Genomic DNA, 19,596 nt, shown 5'->3' with positions numbered 1-19,596 from the left:
TGGGCTGGCGAGGGGGAGGAACAGCCGAACGGTCTGACGAGCGGCCAAATGCACGCGGCAAAACCCAGGAAAATTAAGGCCTTCGACGGATTTTCTTGCGCCACCGGGCCGACCGCCGAACGCTGCCCGCAAAACCGGGTAGAATGCCGCCCACGCAATGAGGGTATTGGACATGGCTTTAATCGGGCGCTACAACAGTTTGCAAGTGGTTAAACACACTAACTTCGGTTTATATCTGGACGGTGGCGCGGATGGCGAAATCCTCCTGCCTAATCGTTATATTCCCAAAGATATTCCCAGCGAAGATGAAGACTGGCTCAACGTTTTTATTTATCTGGACAGCGATGACAAACTTATCGCAACCACCGAAAAGCCGAAAGTTCAGGTCGGTGAATTCGCCAGTTTGAAAGTTGTTGAAGTCAACAGCATCGGCGTGTTCCTGGATTGGGGTTTGCCGAAGGATCTGCTGCTGCCGTATTCCGAAGAAAAGCGCCAGATGACGGCCGGCGAGTATGTCGTGGTGCATGTCTACCTCGACAAACACACGCGGCGCATCACCGCGACGGCGCGTCTGGATCGCTATCTGGACAAGACTCCGGCCAATTACACCCCGGGTCAGGAAGTTGATTTGCTGGTGGCCGAAGCGACCGATATGGGCTTCAAGGCAATCATCAACAACAAGCACTGGGGCCTGATCCACAAGAACGAAATCTTCAAGTTCATGCGCGCCGGTAAAGAAGAGAAGGGCTTTATCAAAGAAGTCCGCACCGACGGCAAAATCAGCCTGAGCCTGCAACCGGTAGGCGAGGAAGCTGCCACCAGCCTGAACTCGAAGATCCTCGCCAAGTTGCGCGACAACAACGGCACCCTGCCAGTCAGCGACAAAAGCGACCCGACCCTGATCAGCAGTATGTTCGGCGTCAGCAAGGGCAACTTCAAAAAGGCCATCGGTGCGTTGTACAAGAACGGCCAGATTGTCATTCACGCTGATCGTATCGAACTCAGCTGACCCTATCTGCCCTTCGGAGACGTCGCCGCAGGCTGCGATCTTTTACCGGCAAAAGATCGCAGCGTGCGGTGGCGCCTACAGAGAGGACGCGACCGCCGCATGACGCAAGCAACGATTTAAAGGTCTTTTGCAGACACTTTTTTCTGTCCATCTGGTTAATAATCGGCAGCATCATTTTTCGCCTCGACACCTCTGTTCAGCCAGAAGGCCGGGGCTTTATTTTTACTGTCGAGTCACTGCCATGGGTTGTGTTGTCGAGGTGTTCCGGTGAGCGCCACCCGGCGTAGCGCCGATGGGTTTGCCCTGCAAGTGATGGTGGGGTTGTGCCTGATCTGGGGCGTGCAGCAGGTGATGATCAAGTGGGCCGCGCCCGACATCGCGCCGGTCATGCAAGCGGCGGGGCGGTCGGGTATTTCCGCGTTGCTCGTAGGATTGTTGATCTGCTGGAAGGGTGGCTGGGATCAGGTCGGCGCCACCTGGCGCGGCGGTTTACTGGCCGGCGCGTTGTTTGGCCTGGAGTTCTTCTTCATTTCCGAAGGCCTGCAATTGACCACGGCGGCGCACATGTCGGTGTTCCTCTATACCGCGCCGATCTTCACCGCGTTGGGCGTGCATTGGCTGCTACCGAGTGAGCGTTTGAGGCCGGTGCAGTGGCTGGGGATTTTTCTCGCCTTCATCGGCATTGCCATTGCGTTTGCCGGTGGCGTGTCCTGGGACAATCTTGACCACCGCATGCTGATGGGCGATGCGCTGGGCGTGCTGGCCGGCGCGTCATGGGGCGCGACCACCGTGGTGGTGCGCGCCTCGCGTTTGTCGGAAGCCCCGGTGACCCTGACGCTGTTTTATCAACTGATTGTCGGCTTTGTCGGCCTGCTGTTGATCGCGATCCTCAGCGGGCAGGTCACCCATGTCAGCCTGACCACAGTTGCCGTGGCCAGCGTGCTGTTCCAGGGGGTGGTGGTGTCGTTCTTCAGTTACCTGACCTGGTTCTGGCTGCTGCGCCGTTATCTGGCAGCGAACCTGGCGGTGTTTTCGTTCATGACGCCATTGTTCGGCGTCACGTTCGGCGTGGTGCTGCTGGGCGAAGAACTGAGCCTCAACTTCGTGATCGGCGCGGTGCTGGTTCTGCTCGGGATCACTTTTGTGAGCGCAGAGCAGTGGGTCCGCCGTCATTTGCGCAAAGCACTTGGGCAACCCTGACCGGGCGTAGCAACAGGCCTCCCGCGATGATCAAGCCGCTGCCGGCGATTATCAACGCAGGTTGCAATCCACCGCTGAAATGGCTACTCAGCGCTGCCAGCAACGGCCCGCTGAGTTGCCCCACTGCGAAGCACGCGGTCAGTAGCCCGGCATTGCGCTGGGTAGCGTGGGGCGCCAGTTCCCGGGAGCGCTGCATCACCAGTTGCATGCAGGCCAGGAATGGCCCGCCACACAGGATGACCCCCAACGCCAGGCCGGCACCGCTGCCCAACAGGCAAGCAAACACCCCGGCCGCCTGCAACCACAACGTGGCTATCAACCAATGGCGAGTGGCGTTCGGGTTGTGTCGACGCAGGCTCACCAACACCACCCCGATTGCTGCTGCGAGGCCGAAGCATGGCCAGAACAGATCGGCTTGCCATTGCCCATGGAACTGCGCGCTGGCCATCTGCGAGAGGAAAGTGGCCGGGATGATGTAGCCCAAACCGTACAGACCATAAATCACCGGTAAACGTCCGACACCTTGGGTGCCCGATGTGACGGCAGGCGGTGTCGCTATAGCAGGCGTAGCCGGCTGCGGTAGGAACGGCAGAATCCCCAGCAGCATCACCAGCCCGACACCGGCATACACCAGCCACAAGGTCGCGGACGTCTGCCCCAGCAGGTTCGAGCCCAAGGCCAACAACCCCGTCAGAAAAATCCCCAGGCCCGGCCCGGCAAAGACCAGCGCCCCGAGCCGCGGACGACCGGCCGCCGCTGCCAGCGGTTGACTCAATGCGGTAATCATCACCAACACCCAGGCGCTGGCCACGCCCGTGCCGAAACGCAATACCAGATGCGACCAGAACCCGTCGGCCCAGAACGAGGCCAGGGTCAGCAATACACAGAGCCACAAACCGCCGAGCAGGCGCCGACGAACCTGCTCGGGTCGACGGGCGAACATCGCGTCCACCGCGCCGACGAAGTAGCCGAGGTAGTTGGCGGCGGCAATCAGACCAGCGGCGGTCAGGTCGATCTGGCCTTCGCTGAGCAAGTGCGGCAGTTGCGGGGTCAGGGCGAAGCGCCCGATACCCATGGCCATCATCAGGGCGATAAAACTGGCGGTTAGGCGAATCAGAGGGGACATGGTCTGAGTTCCGTTTCGAGGATCAATGACCGTCAGGCTAGGACTGATTGACTTTCTTTAAAAATGAATAATAGTGAGAAACTTGTTCTTATTTGGAGAATGGCGTGGAATTCAGCCAATTGCGGATCTTCCAGGCGGTGGCGCAGGAGGGCTCGATTACCCGTGCTGCTGAACACCTTCATCGTGTGCCTTCCAACCTGTCGACCCGACTCAGGCAGCTCGAAGAGCAACTCGGTGTCGAACTGTTCGTACGCGAGCGTCAGCGTTTGCAGTTGTCACCTGCGGGAAAAGTCCTCTTGGACTATACCGCCAAGCTGTTCGCTTTACACGATGAAGCCCACGCGGCGGTGCAGGGCGGGCAACCGGCCGGGGATTTCGTCTTAGGCACCATGTACAGCACCGCCGCGATTCATCTGCCGGAGCTGTTGGCGCGATATCACCGCAGTTACCCGGCGGTGAACCTGCAAGTGCAGTCGGGGCCCAGCGGCGAATTACTCGAAGGTCTGCTCACCGGGCGCCTCGATGCGGCGCTGGTGGACGGCCCGCTGGAATTGGCCGGGCTCGACGGCGTGCCGTTGTGCGACGAACGGCTGGTGTTGATCAGCGAGGCCGATCATCCGCCGGTACGCAGCGCGCTGGATGTCGAAGGGCGTTCGGTATTCACGTTTCGGCAGGGCTGTTCCTACCGGATGCGTCTGGAAGCCTGGTTCGCCCATGATCACGCGGCCATGGGCCGGGCCATGGAGATCGAGTCTTATCCGGGAATGCTCGCCTGCGTGATCGCCGGCTCCGGCGTGGCGCTGATGTCGGAGTCGATGCTTGCCAGCCTGCCGGGGCGCGAAAGCGTGGCGGTGCACCCGTTGGCCGAGCCGTTCGCCAGCGCGACAACCTGGCTGATGTGGCGCAAAGGCATGGTCGGGGCCAACCTGAATGCATGGATCGAGCAGCAGCAGGCGGTGTATCCGTCGACAGCGATTCAGACCCAGGCCATTGCTTGAACCAACGTCCAGGGATTTGGATCAATTCAGTAACAGATCATTGCGATGTTGGACGAGCATTGCGTAGGACTTCGGACTATTATCAGTGCGAAGGGGCTACAGAACTTCGGCCGCTCGGCACTACCCTGAAGGGGGCACCATGAAAGAGAAAATCCAAAACTGGCTGCATGACTTGGGTGTCGCACTCGGTTTGATCGAACCGCCTCTGCAACCCGTGCCTATTCGCACTGACGACGAACAACGTCGCCGCCAGCAGCAGCAGCGCCGCAGGTAAGTTATTAATCCTGAGAAAGATCGCAGCCTTCGGCGGCTCCTGCAGGAGGCACCTGTGCTGCGATCTTGGCGGTCGACAGGTTAAATCAAGTGTGGCGGTTAATACCGCCCAATCCCAATCAAAAACCGGCTCAAATCGTCGACAGTCGTCGCCGTCCTGAGCATCCGGTCTTCTTCGGCGGTAAACGCCGTCAATCCCAGCTGATCTTCCAGATGGAAAATCAGATCTTCAATATCTTCTTCATCCAGTCCCAACTGCACCAGGCGAGTGTTGTCGTCAAAGTCCTCCTGATTTTCCAGCAGGCGGCTGATGAAGCGGTGCACGGCTGTACGAACGGCGGCTCTGGTCATGATTGTTCTTCGAGGGCGTCATTGTTGTGGTCCCTGGTGCTGAGTACAGCAGGCTTCAGGCGTGTCGGCGCTGCCACTCGTCAATCATCGTAGCCCGCGTGCAAACGAGATCGAGCCCCTCGCTTCACCTCCAACCACCGATCGCGGCTGACGATCTTCACGGATAGATTCCTTCAGGCGAAAAAAAACGGGTGTGGCAACCGACGCCACACCCGTCGAAGAAATGGTTGCTACAACATCAGCTTAGATCGCGCTCGCCACCACTGCCGGGCGACGGGACAGCAAGCTGACCACCACGAAACTCACCAGGCCCACGCCGAGGCTGTAGTAGATCGGGGTGTTGGCGTCCATACCGTCCTTGAACATGAACACCAGCGCGGTGACGAAGCCCAGCGCCATGCTGGTGATCGCACCGGCCGTCGTGGCGCGTTTCCAGTAGATCGCCCCCATCAGCGGGATCAGCATGCCGCCCACCAACAGGTTGTAGGCCAGGGTCAGTGCGCTGATCACATCATTGACCACCAAAGCGATGCCCAGTACTGCGATGCCGGTCAGCAGGGTAAACAGGCGGTTAACACTCACGTTCGATTGTTTGCCGCCACGCAGCTTCGGCAGCAGGTCTTCGGTCAGGGTGGTGGACGCGGCGAGCAGGCCGGCGCTGGCGGTGGACATCATGGCCGCCAGGGCCGCAGCGATCACCAGGCCGCGGATACCGTCCGGCAGGGACACTTTGACGATGGCGGCAAAGGCATTGTTGACGTTGTCCAGATCCGGAATCAGCACATGAGCGGCCATGCCGATCAGCGCACAAACCAGGCCGTAGACAATGCAATAGATCCCGGCAGACGTACCGGCGTACTTGGCGACTTTCTCGCTTCGTGCGGTGAACACCCGTTGCCAGATGTCTTGACCGATCAGGATGCCAAAGAAGTAGATCAGGAAGTAGGTGATGATGGTGTCCCAGCCGATGCTGGTGAAGTTGAAGCTGGCGGCCGGCAATTGCGCAACCAGTTGATCCCAGCCACCGACACGGTACAGGCAGATCGGCAGCAACAGGAACATCAGGCCCACGGTCTGGATACCGAACTGGACGATGTCGGTCAGGGTCAGGGACCACATGCCACCGATGGTCGAGTAAATCACCACCACACCACCACCCAGCAGCACCGAGAGCCAGAACGGCAGGCCGAAAAGCACTTGCAGCACGGTGCCGATCGCCAGGACCGAGGTCACACCGATCATCAGCGCATAGGCCAGCATGATGGTTGCGCTCGCGGTACGCGCCATTGGGTTGTAGCGCTTTTCCAGCACCTGGGTAACGGTGAATACCTTCAGCTTCAGCAGCGGTTTGGCGAGGAACAGGTTCAGCGCCACGATGCCGCAGCCCAGTGCGGCGCACAGCCAGAAACCGGAAATGCCATGAACGTAGCCCAGGCGCACGGTGCCGACGGTGGACGCGCCACCCAGAACGGTAGCAGCCATGGTGCCCATATAGAGACCAGGACCGAGGTTGCGACCGGCGACCAAATAGTCTTCGTGGGTCTTGGCCTTGCGCATGCCGTAGTAGCCGAGCACCAGCATCGCGGCGGCGTAAATGAGAACGACGAATAAATCCAAAGCCATGATGGCGTGTCTCCGATTGTCTTTTTTATGGTGAGGCGAAACCAATCCCTGTGGAAATATCAATCCCTGTGGGAGCGTGGCTTGACCGCGATGGGGGCGCCACGGTCTGTCAGGCAGACCACGTCATCGTTCTTCGCGGGCAAGCCTCACTCCTACAGGTAATGCGTTGACCACAGGTAATGTGTTGAATCAGGCCGCTTGTCGCATCGCCGGTTTACCGAGCGAATCCGTGCCCTTGCTGCGTGGATCACTGGGGCCGAACACCGTGGCCGGTTCCGGGAACAGGCTCAGCAGCGTCAGGTACACCACGGAAGCCAGGCCCAGCGTCACCGGCAGGGAGATGTCGATACCGCCCGCCAGGTTCCCCAGTGGCCCGACAAACTGCCCCGGCAGGTTCACGAAGCACAAACCCACCAGCGCACTCGGGATCCAGGCACCCAGGCCACGCCAGTTCCAGCCGTGGGTGAACCAGTAGCGGCCACCTTTCTCGCCACGGGTGAACACTTGCAGGTCATCCGGGCAGTAGAAACCGCGACGCACCAGCAGGCCGATGATCATGATCACCATCCACGGGGTGGTGCAGGTGATGATCAGCACGGCGAAGGTCGACACGCTCTGCACCAGGTTCGCCGCAAAGCGCCCGATGAAGATGAAAGCAATCGACATCACGCCGATCAGCAGCGTTGCCTTGACCCGTGACAGCACCCGCGGGAACACGCTGGACATGTCCAGCCCGGTGCCATACAGCGAGGTGGTGCCGGTGGACATGCCGCCGATCACCGCAATCAGGCACACCGGCAGGAAGAACCAGCTCGGCGACACCGCCAGCAGACCGCCGACGTAGTTGTTGGCCGCGATGTAGTCCGGTGCCTTGATCGCTACGATGGTGGCGGTGGCGAGGCCGAACAGGAAGGGGATCAGGGTGGCGATTTGTGCTGCGATCACCGCCAGCATGATGCGACCCTTCGGGGTTTCACGCGGGATGTATCGCGACCAGTCACCGAGGAATGCGCCAAAGGAAATCGGGTTGCTCATGGCCACCAATGCAGCGCCGATGAAGGCGGCCCAAAATCCGGCCTGACCCATGGCGACGGTGCCGGCGAAGTGACTGTCGAAGGTCGGTGCGAAAGCGAAGACACCCAGCAGGAACAGCGCGCTGGCAGCCCACACCGCGATGCGATTGACCCACAGCATGAAACGGAAGCCGTAGATGCAAACGGTCAGTACCAGTATTGCGAACAGTCCATAGGCCAGGCCGAGTGTCAGATCGGTTTCCGGAAGGCCGATCAAGCGTTTAGCGCCACCCACCAGCGCATCACCCGAGCTCCATACCGAGAGCGAAAAGAAGGCGATGGCGGTCAACAGCGACAAAAATGAACCGACGATCCGCCCGTGTACGCCAAAGTGTGCACCGGAAGACACGGCATTGTTGGTGCCATTGAGCGGGCCGAACAGGCCCATCGGCGCAAGGATTAGCGCGCCGAGTACCACGCCCAGCACAATCGCCCACACGCCTGCCTGGAAGGACAGGCCGAACAGCACGGGAAAACTGCCGAGTACCGCTGTGGCGAAGGTATTGGCGCCGCCGAAGATCAGGCGAAACAGGTCGCTGGGTCTGGCGTCGCGCTCATGATCCGGGATCTGTTCGACCCCGTTTGTTTCGATGCTGCTAAGGCTTCTTTGTTTGTTGTTGTTATTCATGATCTGCTCCGATCATAAAGGCGCGCTCATCGTGCGTGAGCGTCACCTGTTTGGCTAAGGGGGTGGCAGCCCTTCCGGCATTGCGGACAAATGTTCGTGGCAGGCCAGCCATAGGCCTTGTTGTTCTTGGCCAGACGTCTGTTTCTTGAAAACAATCGTCTCGCGCTCCTGGCTGAAGTGTTGCTCCCCTTGCATGCGTAGCTCGGTGGCCACGTCATGGATGAAAATCGCCACGTCACCCTGCAGGCTGACGAAGGCGTTGCTCGAGGTGCATGACAGCACCTCGAAGCCGTCCTCGGCGCGCCAGCTGTCCCACAACGCCTGATAGGCATCGCGCGACAACAGGGGTTGCTCGAGGGTGTAGAACACGAAGCTGGCGTCGGCGCTGAATGCGCCGAAGTAGGCTTCGCGATCGTTACGGGCAAAGGCCGATACCAGCTCGGCGGCGGCTTTGAGTACCTGATCACGTTCGCTCATGACCGATCCTCAGCGATGGACCACGCCCGGCAGTACGCAGAGCATTTCGTACAGCAGGTTGGCGCCCAACAGCGAGGTGTTACCGGTGGTGTCGTACGCTGGCGAGACTTCTACCAGATCGCAGCCGACCAGATCGAGGCCTTGGCAGCCGCGCACGATTTCGATCGCCTGAATGGTCGTCAGACCGCCGATTTCCGGGGTGCCCGTGCCTGGTGCCCAGGCCGGGTCGATACCGTCGATATCGAAACTCAAGTACACCGGACCGCCGCCGACTTTCTCGCGAACTTCGGCCATCAGCGGTGCCAGGGATTTGTGCCAGCATTCTTCCGCTTGAACCACACGGAAGCCTTGATTGCGGCTCCAGTTGAAGTCATCAGCGGTGTAACCCTGAGCGCGCAGGCCAATTTGCACCACGCGGTCGCAATCCAGAAGGCCTTCTTCAACGGCGCGACGGAAGGTGGTGCCATGGGCAATCTTCTCGCCGAACATGTGATCGTTCACATCGGCATGAGCGTCGATGTGCACCAGACCGACCTTGCCGTGCTTTTTATGGATGGCTCGCAGGATCGGCAGGGTGATGGTGTGATCGCCGCCGAGGGTCAGGGGGATCACATCGTGTTCGAGGATATTGTCGTAGGCTTCTTCGATGATCCGCACGGCGTCCAGCAGGTTGAAGGTGTTGATCGCCACGTCACCGATGTCGGCAACCGACAGCGAATCGAATGGCGCGGCGCCGGTGGCCATGTTGTACGGGCGGATCATTACCGATTCGGCGCGGATTTCACGTGGCCCGAAACGGGTGCCGGGGCGCAGGGAAGTGCCGATGTCCAGCGGGATGCCGATAAAGGCAGCGTCCAGGCCTGCAGCGGATGGCAAATGGGGGAGTCGCAGCATGGTGGCGATGCCGCCGAAGCGCGGCATTTCGTTGCCGCCCAGTGGTTGGTGAAGAATCTTGTCCACGGGTAAGGCCTCATCGTCGTTGTTTTATTTATGTCGGTTGCCCGCTCGGGGAGAGACGGGCGCCGCTGGGGGCCGATTCTGCGAAATGTAGTGGCCGGGAAGAATCGCTACGGGCAAATACTTAGTTCAGATTTTTCTAAACTAATGGCCGCTGCGACGATAGACTCTTTCCCGTGATCGTTCCCGCGCTCTGCGTGGGAATGCATCCGCGGACGCTCCGCGTCCAGCTGTTCCGAGTATGTGACGCAGAGCGTCACGGGCTGCATTCCCACGCAGAGCGTGGGAACGATCTACGGAGTGCCCCATGGCCAACGCTTTACCCGACCTGAAACTATTGCGCATCTTTGTCAGCGTGGTCCGCCATCAGGGGTTTGCCAATGCCCAGCACGAGCTCAACCTCTCGACCTCGGCCATCAGCACTTACATGAGCCAGCTGGAAGCGGCTCTCGGCCTGGTGCTTTGCCATCGCGGTCGCGGTGGTTTCAGCCTGACCAGCAAGGGCGAGCTGTTCCATCAGGAAACCCTGCGTCTGTTGGCGGAACTCGAAGGTTTCGAACAATACGCCGCCGCCCTCAAAGGCGAGCTGCGCGGCACTCTGAATCTCGGCGTGATCGACTCCACCGTCAGCGACAAAGCCTTGCCGTTCGCCGAAGCCATCGGTGCCTACAGTCAGGAACACCCGGCGGTGCATTTGCATCTGTCGGTGATGAGCCCCTACGAACTGCAACTCGGCGTGCAGGACAACCGTCTCGACCTGGCCATCGGTGCCTTTTCCACGCGCATGAGCGGTCTGGTCTACATGCCGCTGTACCGCGAGCAGCACTGGTTGTATTGCAGCAGCCGTCATCCGCTGTTCACCGAGCGGCGTATCCCTGAGCAAGTCATCACCCAACAGCGCATGGTCGGCCGTGGCTATTGGAGCCAGGCCGAACTCGCGCGCCACGGTTTCAAGCACAGCGCGGCGACCGTGGAAAGTATGGAGGCTCAGCTGATTCTGGTTTTGTCCGGTGCCTACATCGGTTACTTGCCAGAGCATTACGCCCAGGCTTGGGCCGACAAAGGGGATTTGCGCGTGCTGCTGCCAGCGACGTTCGGTTATCAGGCACCGTTTTCGATGATCGTGCGCCGTGGCCGCAGCCGCGAACCGCTGATCCAGACTTTCCGCGACCTGCTCAAAGCGCAGCTCAATCAGGCTTAAGACAATGTCCAGAATCCAGTGCCCGCGTTGCCTGCGTCCGCAAACCCATTGCCTGTGCCCACTGATCTCGAGCCTCGACAGCCGCACTCGGGTGTTGCTGCTTCAGCACCCAAGTGAAGTGAACCATGCGCTGAACACCGCGCGATTGGCGGCGTTGGGATTAAAGAATGCCGAGTTGATTGTGGGCGAGGTGTTCGAGGATTTGCCGGCGCTGCTGAATCAGCCGGGCTATCAGGCACGGTTGCTGTTTCCCGGCGAGGAGGCGCAGCCGATGCAGGCTTACACCGTTAATGATGAACCGCTGCTGCTGGTGGTTCCAGACGGCACCTGGCGCAAGGCGCGCAAAATGCTGCACCTCAATCCGTTGTTGGCGGCGTTGCCCAGAGTGACTCTGGCCGAGGGCGGGGTGTCGCGTTATCGCTTGCGCAAGGCTCCAGGGCCGGGGGCGTTGTCGACGGTGGAGGCGATTGTGCAGGCGTTGCAGACGCTCGAAGCGCCAAGCAGTTTCGAGCCTTTGTTAAAGCCGTTCGAGGCGTTGATCGAGGGGCAGATTGCGGCGATGGGGGAGGAGGTTTTTCAGCGTAATCATGGGCCGAGATAGTGATCGTTCCCACGCTTTGCGTGGGAATGCATCCAGTGACGCTCTGCGTCACATCCTGGAAGGGACGCGGAGCGCCCCGGGCGGCATTCCCACGCGGAGCGTGGGAACGATCACAGCAAAGACTACCGCTCGCGCATCGCTTCGGTCCGCGCTTTCAACACCGGTTTAAGCAAATAATCGAGCACGCTTTTCTCCCCGGTAATAATGTCCACCGTCGCGACCATCCCCGGAATGATCAGCAGCGGTTTCGCATCCCCGCCCAAGTGATTCTTGTCGGTTCTTACCTGAATCAGATAAAAACTGTTGCCCTTGTCATCGGTGATGGTGTCCGCGCCAATCAGCTCCAGCTTCGCACTCAGCCCGCCATAAATCGTGTAGTCGTAAGCGCTGAACTTGACCATGGCTTTCTGGCCTGGGTGCAGGAACGCTACGTCTTGAGGGCGGACTTTGGCTTCGATCAGCAGGTTGTCTTCCAGCGGCACGATTTCCACCATGTCGTTACCCGGCTGGACCACGCCGCCGATGGTGTTGACCTTCAGCATTTTGATGATGCCGTGAACCGGCGACACCACGGTGGTGCGCGTCACCCGGTCGTCGATGGCAATGCTTGAGGCAGTGATTTTCGACAGGTCGGTGCGTTTTTCATTCAGCTCTTTCGCCGCGTCGGAACGGAAGGATTGTTCGGACTCGTCGATCTTGCTTTTGATCTCATTGATCGCCGATTCGGCCCGGGGAATCGCCAGGGTCGTGGCATTCAGCGAGCCGCGGATTTCCACCGCGCTGCGTTTGAGCCGCAAGATTTCCACCGGCGAAACCGCCCCGGTGCCCACCAGCGGCGCAGACATGTTCATCTCTTGTTGCAGCAGCGCCAGGCTGGAACTGAATTGCCCCTGTTTGGAACGGAATTCCGCCAGCTCCTGGGTTTTCTGCCGAAGTTGTTCGGTCAGCGTGCGCTGTTCGCTGGCCAGTCGGCGCTGACGTTGTTCGTACAGCGAGCGTTCGTCCTCGGCCACTTGCGGGGCTTTGGCAATGACTTCCGGGGACAGCTTGAACGGCCGGCCTTCCGCTTCAGCCGACAGCCGTTCGACCTGCGCAGTCAGCGCATAGCGGTCCGCTTCGCTTTCACCCTTGTTCGACAGAAATCGCGTGTCATCCAGGCGCAGCAAAGTGTCGCCCTTGTTCACCATTTGCCCTTCGCGCACGAAAATTTCCGTGACGATGCCGCCTTCCAGGTTCTGGATCACTTGAATCTTGCTCGACGGAATCGCTTTGCCTTCGCCCGTAGTGACTTCCTGCAACACGGCGAACTTGGCCCAGACCAGCGCGGTGATCAGCAGCGCGGCCGCCAGCCATACGGTGATCCGCGACCAGCGCGGTGAATCCTGCAACGAGGCGCCGGCAGTTTCCGGCATGAATTCGACTTCGGCGCTTTTGCCGAAACTGTTGAAGTAGCCACGGGAACCTTGATCCGCAGACATGGGCAACTCCTAAACCGTCGCAGAGCCGACACGGCCCTTGCGCAACGCATCGATGACCGCTTCTTTCGGGCCGTCGGCGACGATCCGCCCGTTGTCCAGCACCACCAACCGGTCCACCAGGCTGAGCATTGAGGTGCGGTGAGTGACCAGCAGCAGGGTTTTGCCCTGGATCCAGCCGTGGAGTTTTTGCCGCAGGACGTCTTCGCTGCTGTTGTCCATGGCGCTGGTGGGTTCATCGAGCAGCATGATCGGTGGATCGAGCAGCAACGCACGGGCCAGCAATACCGCTTGGCGTTGCCCGCCCGACAGCAATTGACCGCGCTCACCCACCGGCCGGTCGAAGCCCTGGGGATGTTGACGAGCCAGTTCGGTGACGCCGGTCAGTTCAGCGACTTCGAGCATTCGGGCATCGCTGATGTAGCGCGCGCCGAGGGTCAGGTTGTCGCGCAGGCTGCCGGCCAGTAGCGGCAGGTCGTGGGCGACGTAGCCGATCTGTTGACGCAGGTCGGCGACGTCCAGTTGTCGCAGGTCCAGGCCATCGAGCAACAACTGGCCTTCTTCCGGCGCATAGAAACCCATCACCAAACGCGCCAATGTGCTTTTGCCCGAACCGCTGCGGCCGATGATGCCGATCCGTTCGCCGGGTTTCATGCTGAAGCTGACATTGGCCAGGGCCGGGGCGTTCTGGCCGTTGTAGTGGAACGTCACGCCGCTGACAGCCAGTGCGCCTTGCAATTGCGTGCGCTCCAGCGGCCGCTGTTTGGCGTCACGTTCTTGTGGCAACGACATCAGCGCATCGGTGCTTTTCATGGTCAGTTGCGCTTGCTGATAGCGGGTGATCAGCCCGGCGATTTGCCCCAGCGGCGCAAGCACGCGGCTGCCGAGCATGTAGGTCGCCACCAGCGCGCCGACGCTTAGGTTGCCGGCGATGATGCTGTAGACCCCGGCGACGATGGTCGCCATGCCGGAGAACTGCTGAATGAACAGCGTGCCGTTGGTGGCCAGCGCCGAGAGGTTGCGCGCATGGCTGTCGAGGCGGGTGAGGGCGCCGTGGGTGCTTTCCCATTTGTGTTGGCGTTCGCTTTCGGCGCTGCACGCCTTGAGGGTTTCCAGGCCGCCGAGGGTTTCGATCAGCAGGGCCTGGCGTTCGGCGCCCAGGCTCAGACTTTTCTGCACGGTGTCGCGCAGACGTGCCTGAATCACCATGGCAAAGATGATCGTGATGGGGAAGGCGAACAGTGGAATCACCACCAGCCAGCCACCGAGCAGGCCGATCACCACCAGCATCAGTACGGCGAAGGGCAGGTCGATCAGGCTGGTCAGCGTGACGGCGGTGAGAAATTCCCGCAGGCCCTGAAAGTCATGAATGCTCTGGGCGAAACCACCGATGGTCGCTGGCCGCGCTTTCATCGCCATGCCGGTGATGCGTTCGAACAAGGTTGCCGAAAGAATCACGTCGGTTTTCTTCCCGGCGGTGTCCAGCAAATGCGCGCGAACCACCCGCAGCACCAGCTCGAAGCCGGTGCCGATCAGCAAGCCGATCGACAGCACCCACAACGTTGAAGTGGCCTGGTTCGGCACCACCCGGTCGTAGGTCTGCATCACGAACAGCGGCACCATCAGCCCCAGCAGGTTGATCAGAAAACTCGCCAGAATCGCATCGCTGTACAGCCACTTCGACAGCTTCAACGTGTCGCGAAACCACGCTTCCACTCGCGGCACCAGCGGCGCGCGCAAGTCTTCGAGTTCATGCCGCGGCCGGGCGAACAAGGCCTGGCCGCTGTAGTTGGCGGTCAGCTCGTCCCTGCTGACCCATTGTTCTCCGCCGTCGGCTTCGCTCGGCAGAATCAGCGCCTGACCGTCATCGCCGAAGCGGCGCAAGACCGCGCAGCGGCCATGGTTGAGGATCAGCATCACAGGCAGGTTGAGCGCGGAAATCTCCCCCAGTTCACGGCGCAACACACGCGCCTGCAAACTGGCCCGAGCCGCTGCGCGCGGCAGCAGGTCCAGGCTCAAGCGTTGGTGTGCCAATGGCAGCCCGGCGCTCAGGCTGGCGCGACTGACCGTCGCGCCATGAAGTTTGCAGAGAATCAACAGACCGTCCAGAAGCGGGTCATCGAAGCTCAGGCGCGGATCGACACCCGTGTTGCCGGTTTCCATGCTGGTCACATTGATCGCTCCCTTTGCGCTACTTCATTTGAGCTACTTCAGTTCAGGCAAACGCGCTTCGTTTTTCACTTCGGTGGAGGCGATCGCATCGGCGGGCAGCACCACCCGTTGTTTGCTCAGCAACTGACCCATGTTCGCCAGCACGCGGTACATCGAAAACTCCTCGGTGTAGCGCACTTCGGTGTAGCGGCGGTTGGCGTTGTAGAGTTCGTTTTCACTGTCGAGCACGTCAAGCAGGGTTCGTTGACCAAGGCCGAACTGATCCTGATACGCGGCCCGCACACGGGTGGTGGTTTCGGCGTATTCACGGGCGGTCGGGGTTTGTTTCTTGGCATTGAGCATGGCGTTCCAGGCCAGGTGGATGTTCTCGTTGAGCTGGCGCAGGGCGTTGTTGCGGATGTCCAGCGCCTGGTTGATCTGGTGCGCATTGGAGGCCAGCCGGGCCTTGTCGCTGCCACCGCGGAACAGGTTGTAGTTCATCACCACACCCACTCGCCATTCGTTGTCGTGGCCTTCGTCGCCCTGAATATTGTTATTCGCACCCACCGCCGCTTCAGCGTCAAAACGCGGGTAGAACGGCGACTTGGAGACTTCGTACTGGCTCTCGGCCGATTGCACATCGGCCTGGGCGGATTTCAGGTACGGGTTGTTTTCCACCATGCTCTGCTGGGCTTCCGGCAGGGTGGCGGGCAATTCGCCGCGGGTCGATGGCGGCGCTTCGAGTTCATCGGGCATGCGCCCCACGACGCTGTAGAAATTCGTCTCGGCATCGGCCAGATCGACTTCGGCGGTGTCGAGGTTGTTTTGCGCCAGCGCCCGGCGAGCGGTGGACTGGTCGGAGTCGGCGTTGCTGCCGACCCCACGCTGGGTGCGCAGGCCGATCTGATCGTTGACCCGCATGTGCGCTTGCAGGTTGTTCTTGGCCAGGGTCACCAGTTCGCGGCGCTTGAGCACTTCGAGGTACACCTCGACGGTGCGCAGGGCCAGATCCTGGGCAGTGCCCTGAGCGTAATAGGCTCGCGAGTTGGCCACGCCTTTGGTGCGTGCAACCTCGTTGGAGGTGTTGAAGCCGTCGAACAGCATCTGTCGCAGGCGCAGTTCCGACTGGGTGTAGGTGAGGATTTCGGTGTGGTGATTGCCCTGCGCCCGAGTGGTGGTGTTATCGCTGTACCCGCGCCCGTAGCCGGCGTTCAAATCCACCGATGGATAGAAGCCCCCTTTGGCGACTTTAATCTGCTCGTCGGCCGAGAGCCGGGCATCGACCCGCGACGACAGTTCCGGGTGGGTCGCAATGGTGCTCTGGATCGCCTCGGTCAATGACATCGCCTGAGCCTGAGAAGTGCAGGCCATGGCCAGCAAAATCGCGCTGCAGAGGGGGGTTAAAACGCGCATGGATGCCTCTCCCTGATTCCTGATGGTATTTTGCGGGTCGCCAAATATTTGACGTTATTTTTAAGTGAATCCGTCTCACGCTTGTTACAGCTAGAGCTAAGAACATCCTGACGCGAAGCTAAGAAGGATTTCTCATAAGGCTTATGCCGAAAAAAACTTATGCGCTCTGAAAAATCCAGCACATTGTTCAATGCGAAAGCCTTTGTTTATGAGCTCTAAGGAGCATCGAAGGGCTTGAGGAAAGTTCAATTCACTTTTCGACACAGAGCGAAGAAGTGCTGGAGGGGAGGGAGGCGAGACGGTTTAGAGGCGACAATTTTTTGTCGCTCGAGTGATTCAAAACCGTTACGCATCGTTCGCAGGGCGGTTATTTTGGAAGTGGACCCCGATGCCGTTGATTGCACAGGGTTTTATCCTGATCCAGAAATTCCCCTTGCGAGCGACACGCCTGGCGAGAGCGTCGGGAGGCAGCGGTTTACCTCAGGTAAACGCTTTCTCGGCAAGCAATCCGCCAGACAACCTGACTGAACCATGAGCACGTCTTCGCGCAAACAGGATGCCGACAGCAGTTGGCGGCGGAGGAAATGCACATGGCAACGCTCATCGGTATCGTCAGTAAGGTCATCGGTCAGGTGTACGCAGTGGCGGGTGATGGCACCCGACGCACACTGGTCGAGGGCGATCGGCTGTTTGCCGGCGAGCAACTGGTCACCGGGGCCGAAGGCGCGGTGGCGGTGCAGTTGAAAAATGGCCAGGAGCTGACCTTGGGGCGTGACAGCAGCCTGCAGATGACGACCCAATTACTGGCGCATCAGGTCCCGCACGTGGAGACCGCCGATGCGGTAACGCCGAGCCAGGCGCAACTGACCGATGTCGAGCAACTGCAAAAAGCCATTGCCGCCGGCGCCGACCCGACCCAGACCGGTGAAGCCACCGCCGCCGGGCCAGGCGCCTCGGGCGCGCCGGGTGGATTGGGCGGCGGTCACAGTTTTGTGTTGCTAGAGGAAGTGGGGGGCCGGGTCGATCCCACGATTGGTTTCCCCACCGCGGGCTTCAACGGTATTCCCGAATTCCCCCTGGAACGCCGGGACCCGGACAACGGCGACAACGATGCTGGTGGTGCAGGAGGTACAGGCGCGCTGAATAACCCGGTCACCCTCATTGGCCTTTCGGTGGAGGGAGGCGAACTGACCCTCAATGAAGCCCACCTGGCGGACGGTTCGGCCAGCACCCCCGGAGCGCTGATTCAAAACGGCACCTTCACAGTCATTGCGGCAGACGGGCTGACCAGCTTGAACATCGGCGGGATTAACGTGATCAGTGGCGGTGTGCCCGCCGGTTTTCCGCAGTCGATCACCACGCAACTGGGCAACACCCTGACGATCACCGGCTATAATCCGGCCACCGGCGTGGTGAGTTACAGCTACACCCTGGTCGGCAACGAAACCCACGCGGCTGGCGACGGCGCCAACAACCTCAGTGAACAGTTCACCGTGGTCGCGAGTGACAGCAACGGCGATACCGCCACCGGTTCGCTGGACGTCAACATCACCGACGATGTGCCCAAAGCCATCGACGACACCAACGCCAATAGCGCCTCGGAAACCCTGCTGACCCTGACCGGCAGCGTGCTGCCCAATGACGTCCAGGGCGCTGACCGCATTGCCACCGGCCCCGACAGCGGGCCGATCATCGGTGGCACGTTCAATGGGACTTACGGCACGCTGGTACTCAATCCCAACGGCACCTACACCTACACCTTGAACACCGGCGACGCCGATTTCAAAGCCCTGAACGGCGGTGGCAACGCTACCGAGAATTTCGTCTACACCCTCACCGATTCCGACGGCGATACCAGCACCGCGACGTTGGTGCTGAACATCCATAACAACGATGACCCAGTGACCCTCGATGGCCTGAACGTCAACGGCGGTGAACTCACCGTTTACGAGAAAAACCTCAGCGACGGCACCAGCCCCAACACACCGGCCTTGACCCAGAGCGGCACCTTCACCGTCACCGCCCTCGACGGTTTGCAAACCCTGACCGTGGGCGGCATCGCGGTGGTCACCAGCGGTGTGGCCGCAGGCTTCCCGCAATCGATTGTCACTGCGCTCGGCAATACGCTGACCATCACCGGTTTCAACAGCACGACCGGCGTGGTCAGCTACAGCTACACCCTGACGGATAATGAAACCCACCCGAACGCCAACGGCGCCAACAGCATCACCGAGAACCTCGATGTCGTCGCCACCGACATCGATGGCAGCACGGCATTGGGTCAGATCAACGTCAACATCGTCGATGACTTGCCCACAGCCAATCCTGATCTCGCCACGATCGCCGAAGGCGCAACGGCCTCGGGCAACGTGCTGAACAATGACGTGGGTGGCGCTGACGGCCCGGCACTCAGTGGTGCGGTGGTCGGCGTGCGCGCCGGCAGCGACACGTCGACTTCAGCCATCGGCGGCCTGAACACGCAAATCAACGGCACCTATGGCTACCTGACCCTGGATGCCAACGGCAACGCCGTGTACCACAGCAATCCGAATTCGGTCAGCGCGCCGGGCGCCACGGATGTGTTCACCTACACCGTGCGCGATGCCGACGGCGATGAAAGCACCACGACCATCACCATCAACGTGGCTGACTGCACCCTCGTGGCGGTCAGCGATAGCGACGTGACGGTTAACGAAAAGGCCCTGGATTTGACCCAGGATGGCCAGGACCTGGCGGCAGGCACCGTCACCGGCAGCGAGCCCGGCAACACCGGTGAAACCGCCTCCGGCACGTTGGTCGGCTCGGTCACCGGCACCACTGGCACGATCACTTACACGTTGGTCGGCAGCGCTACCGGAACCTACGGGCAAATCCTCCTCAACCCGGATGGCAGCTACACCTACACCCTGACCTCCGCACCAACGACCCCCCCCCACGCCAACGACGGGCCGAATACCCTGAGCGAAAGTTTCACCTATCAAGCGACCGATCCCTTGGGTAACAGCGTCACCAGTACCATCGTGATCAACATCGTCGATGA

16 protein-coding genes are annotated in these 19,596 nt (G+C 60.4%); 7 read left to right on the top strand and 9 right to left on the bottom strand.

What is annotated here, in order from left to right; translation table 11 throughout:
* Window positions 1–172 precede the first annotated feature (172 nt).
* Both MMG91_RS14255 and MMG91_RS14250 read left to right on the top strand, forming a co-directional pair.
* The gene (locus tag MMG91_RS14255; protein ID WP_305446554.1) at window positions 173–1,009 is read left to right on the top strand and encodes a S1 RNA-binding domain-containing protein; all 837 of its coding nucleotides are present in this window, start codon (window positions 173–175) and stop codon (window positions 1,007–1,009) included.
* Window positions 1,010–1,276: 267 nt separating this feature from the next.
* Window positions 1,277–2,209, top strand: coding sequence for a DMT family transporter (locus MMG91_RS14250; protein ID WP_310659957.1), 933 nt, complete (start codon window positions 1,277–1,279; stop codon window positions 2,207–2,209).
* Here the strand turns inward: MMG91_RS14250 and MMG91_RS14245 are convergent.
* The gene (locus MMG91_RS14245; protein ID WP_305502954.1) at window positions 2,145–3,335 is read right to left on the bottom strand and encodes an MFS transporter; all 1,191 of its coding nucleotides are present in this window, start codon (window positions 3,333–3,335) and stop codon (window positions 2,145–2,147) included. The genes MMG91_RS14250 and MMG91_RS14245 overlap by 65 nt on opposite strands.
* 104 nt (window positions 3,336–3,439) lie before the next feature.
* On the opposite strand from MMG91_RS14245, the gene ptrR reads away from it, so the two are divergent.
* Together ptrR and MMG91_RS14235 are read left to right on the top strand one after the other, a co-directional pair.
* A complete protein-coding gene (gene ptrR / locus MMG91_RS14240) occupies window positions 3,440–4,333 on the top strand; it encodes a putrescine utilization regulator PtrR (RefSeq protein WP_310659956.1) in 894 nt (297 codons plus the stop codon).
* 139 nt (window positions 4,334–4,472) lie between these two features.
* A complete protein-coding gene (locus MMG91_RS14235) occupies window positions 4,473–4,607 on the top strand; it encodes a PA1414 family protein (protein ID WP_310659955.1) in 135 nt (44 codons plus the stop codon).
* A 98-nt stretch (window positions 4,608–4,705) separates the two neighbouring features.
* Here MMG91_RS14235 and MMG91_RS14230 read toward each other — a convergent pair whose 3' ends face one another.
* From MMG91_RS14230 to speB, 5 genes are all read right to left on the bottom strand, one after another.
* A complete protein-coding gene (locus tag MMG91_RS14230) occupies window positions 4,706–4,957 on the bottom strand; it encodes an acyl carrier protein (protein WP_310659954.1) in 252 nt (83 codons plus the stop codon).
* Window positions 4,958–5,200: 243 nt separating this feature from the next.
* The gene (locus tag MMG91_RS14225; protein WP_305446549.1) at window positions 5,201–6,580 is read right to left on the bottom strand and encodes a sodium:solute symporter; all 1,380 of its coding nucleotides are present in this window, start codon (window positions 6,578–6,580) and stop codon (window positions 5,201–5,203) included.
* A gap of 189 nt (window positions 6,581–6,769) precedes the next feature.
* Window positions 6,770–8,281 carry a cytosine permease gene (locus MMG91_RS14220; protein WP_310659953.1) on the bottom strand — a complete coding sequence of 504 codons (1,512 nt, stop codon included), beginning with the start codon at window positions 8,279–8,281 and terminating at the stop codon, window positions 6,770–6,772.
* 54 nt (window positions 8,282–8,335) lie between these two features.
* A complete protein-coding gene (locus tag MMG91_RS14215; RefSeq protein ID WP_310659952.1) occupies window positions 8,336–8,758 on the bottom strand; it encodes a nuclear transport factor 2 family protein in 423 nt (140 codons plus the stop codon).
* Window positions 8,759–8,767: 9 nt separating this feature from the next.
* Window positions 8,768–9,718, bottom strand: a complete 951-nt coding sequence (gene speB / locus MMG91_RS14210; protein ID WP_030131905.1) for an agmatinase — start codon at window positions 9,716–9,718, stop codon at window positions 8,768–8,770.
* A 304-nt stretch (window positions 9,719–10,022) separates the two neighbouring features.
* Between speB and MMG91_RS14205 the strand changes: the two genes are divergently transcribed.
* A complete protein-coding gene (locus MMG91_RS14205) occupies window positions 10,023–10,916 on the top strand; it encodes a LysR family transcriptional regulator (protein ID WP_258620607.1) in 894 nt (297 codons plus the stop codon).
* A gap of 4 nt (window positions 10,917–10,920) precedes the next feature.
* Window positions 10,921–11,517 (top strand): DTW domain-containing protein, encoded by a 597-nt coding sequence (locus MMG91_RS14200; protein ID WP_310659951.1) that lies wholly within the window; start codon window positions 10,921–10,923, stop codon window positions 11,515–11,517.
* A gap of 122 nt (window positions 11,518–11,639) precedes the next feature.
* Here MMG91_RS14200 and MMG91_RS14195 read toward each other — a convergent pair whose 3' ends face one another.
* Genes MMG91_RS14195 through MMG91_RS14185 form a run of 3 tightly spaced genes read right to left on the bottom strand, consistent with a single transcriptional unit; the run spans window position 11,640 to window position 16,556 of the window.
* Window positions 11,640–12,995, bottom strand: coding sequence for an HlyD family type I secretion periplasmic adaptor subunit (locus MMG91_RS14195; RefSeq protein ID WP_310659950.1), 1,356 nt, complete (start codon window positions 12,993–12,995; stop codon window positions 11,640–11,642).
* A gap of 9 nt (window positions 12,996–13,004) precedes the next feature.
* The gene (locus MMG91_RS14190; protein ID WP_310659949.1) at window positions 13,005–15,164 is read right to left on the bottom strand and encodes a type I secretion system permease/ATPase; all 2,160 of its coding nucleotides are present in this window, start codon (window positions 15,162–15,164) and stop codon (window positions 13,005–13,007) included.
* A gap of 33 nt (window positions 15,165–15,197) precedes the next feature.
* Entirely contained in the window at window positions 15,198–16,556 is a 1,359-nt protein-coding gene (locus MMG91_RS14185; protein ID WP_305446542.1) for a TolC family outer membrane protein, read from the bottom strand.
* A gap of 590 nt (window positions 16,557–17,146) precedes the next feature.
* On the opposite strand from MMG91_RS14185, the gene MMG91_RS14180 reads away from it, so the two are divergent.
* A partial coding sequence (locus MMG91_RS14180) for a retention module-containing protein (protein ID WP_310659948.1) occupies window positions 17,147–19,596 on the top strand: 2,450 nt, incomplete at its 3' end.

Source organism: Pseudomonas sp. JL3 (genome assembly GCF_031570575.1).
GTDB lineage: Bacteria > Pseudomonadota > Gammaproteobacteria > Pseudomonadales > Pseudomonadaceae > Aquipseudomonas > Aquipseudomonas cucumis.
This window is presented reverse-complemented; position numbering and strand designations above follow the sequence as displayed.

Excerpts from the sequence above, each read along its gene's own strand:
- MMG91_RS14255 (WP_305446554.1), top strand. The coding sequence starts at position 173 with ATGGCTTTAATCGGGCGCTACAACAGTTTGCAAGTGGTTAAACACACT.
- MMG91_RS14245 (WP_305502954.1), bottom strand. The coding sequence starts at position 3,335 with ATGTCCCCTCTGATTCGCCTAACCGCCAGTTTTATCGCCCTGATGATG.
- MMG91_RS14235 (WP_310659955.1), top strand. The coding sequence starts at position 4,473 with ATGAAAGAGAAAATCCAAAACTGGCTGCATGACTTGGGTGTCGCACTC.
- MMG91_RS14230 (WP_310659954.1), bottom strand. The coding sequence starts at position 4,957 with ATGACCAGAGCCGCCGTTCGTACAGCCGTGCACCGCTTCATCAGCCGC.
- MMG91_RS14225 (WP_305446549.1), bottom strand. The coding sequence starts at position 6,580 with ATGGCTTTGGATTTATTCGTCGTTCTCATTTACGCCGCCGCGATGCTG.
- MMG91_RS14220 (WP_310659953.1), bottom strand. The coding sequence starts at position 8,281 with ATGAATAACAACAACAAACAAAGAAGCCTTAGCAGCATCGAAACAAAC.
- MMG91_RS14215 (WP_310659952.1), bottom strand. The coding sequence starts at position 8,758 with ATGAGCGAACGTGATCAGGTACTCAAAGCCGCCGCCGAGCTGGTATCG.
- MMG91_RS14205 (WP_258620607.1), top strand. The coding sequence starts at position 10,023 with ATGGCCAACGCTTTACCCGACCTGAAACTATTGCGCATCTTTGTCAGC.
- MMG91_RS14200 (WP_310659951.1), top strand. The coding sequence starts at position 10,921 with ATGTCCAGAATCCAGTGCCCGCGTTGCCTGCGTCCGCAAACCCATTGC.
- MMG91_RS14195 (WP_310659950.1), bottom strand. The coding sequence starts at position 12,995 with ATGTCTGCGGATCAAGGTTCCCGTGGCTACTTCAACAGTTTCGGCAAA.
- MMG91_RS14185 (WP_305446542.1), bottom strand. The coding sequence starts at position 16,556 with ATGCGCGTTTTAACCCCCCTCTGCAGCGCGATTTTGCTGGCCATGGCC.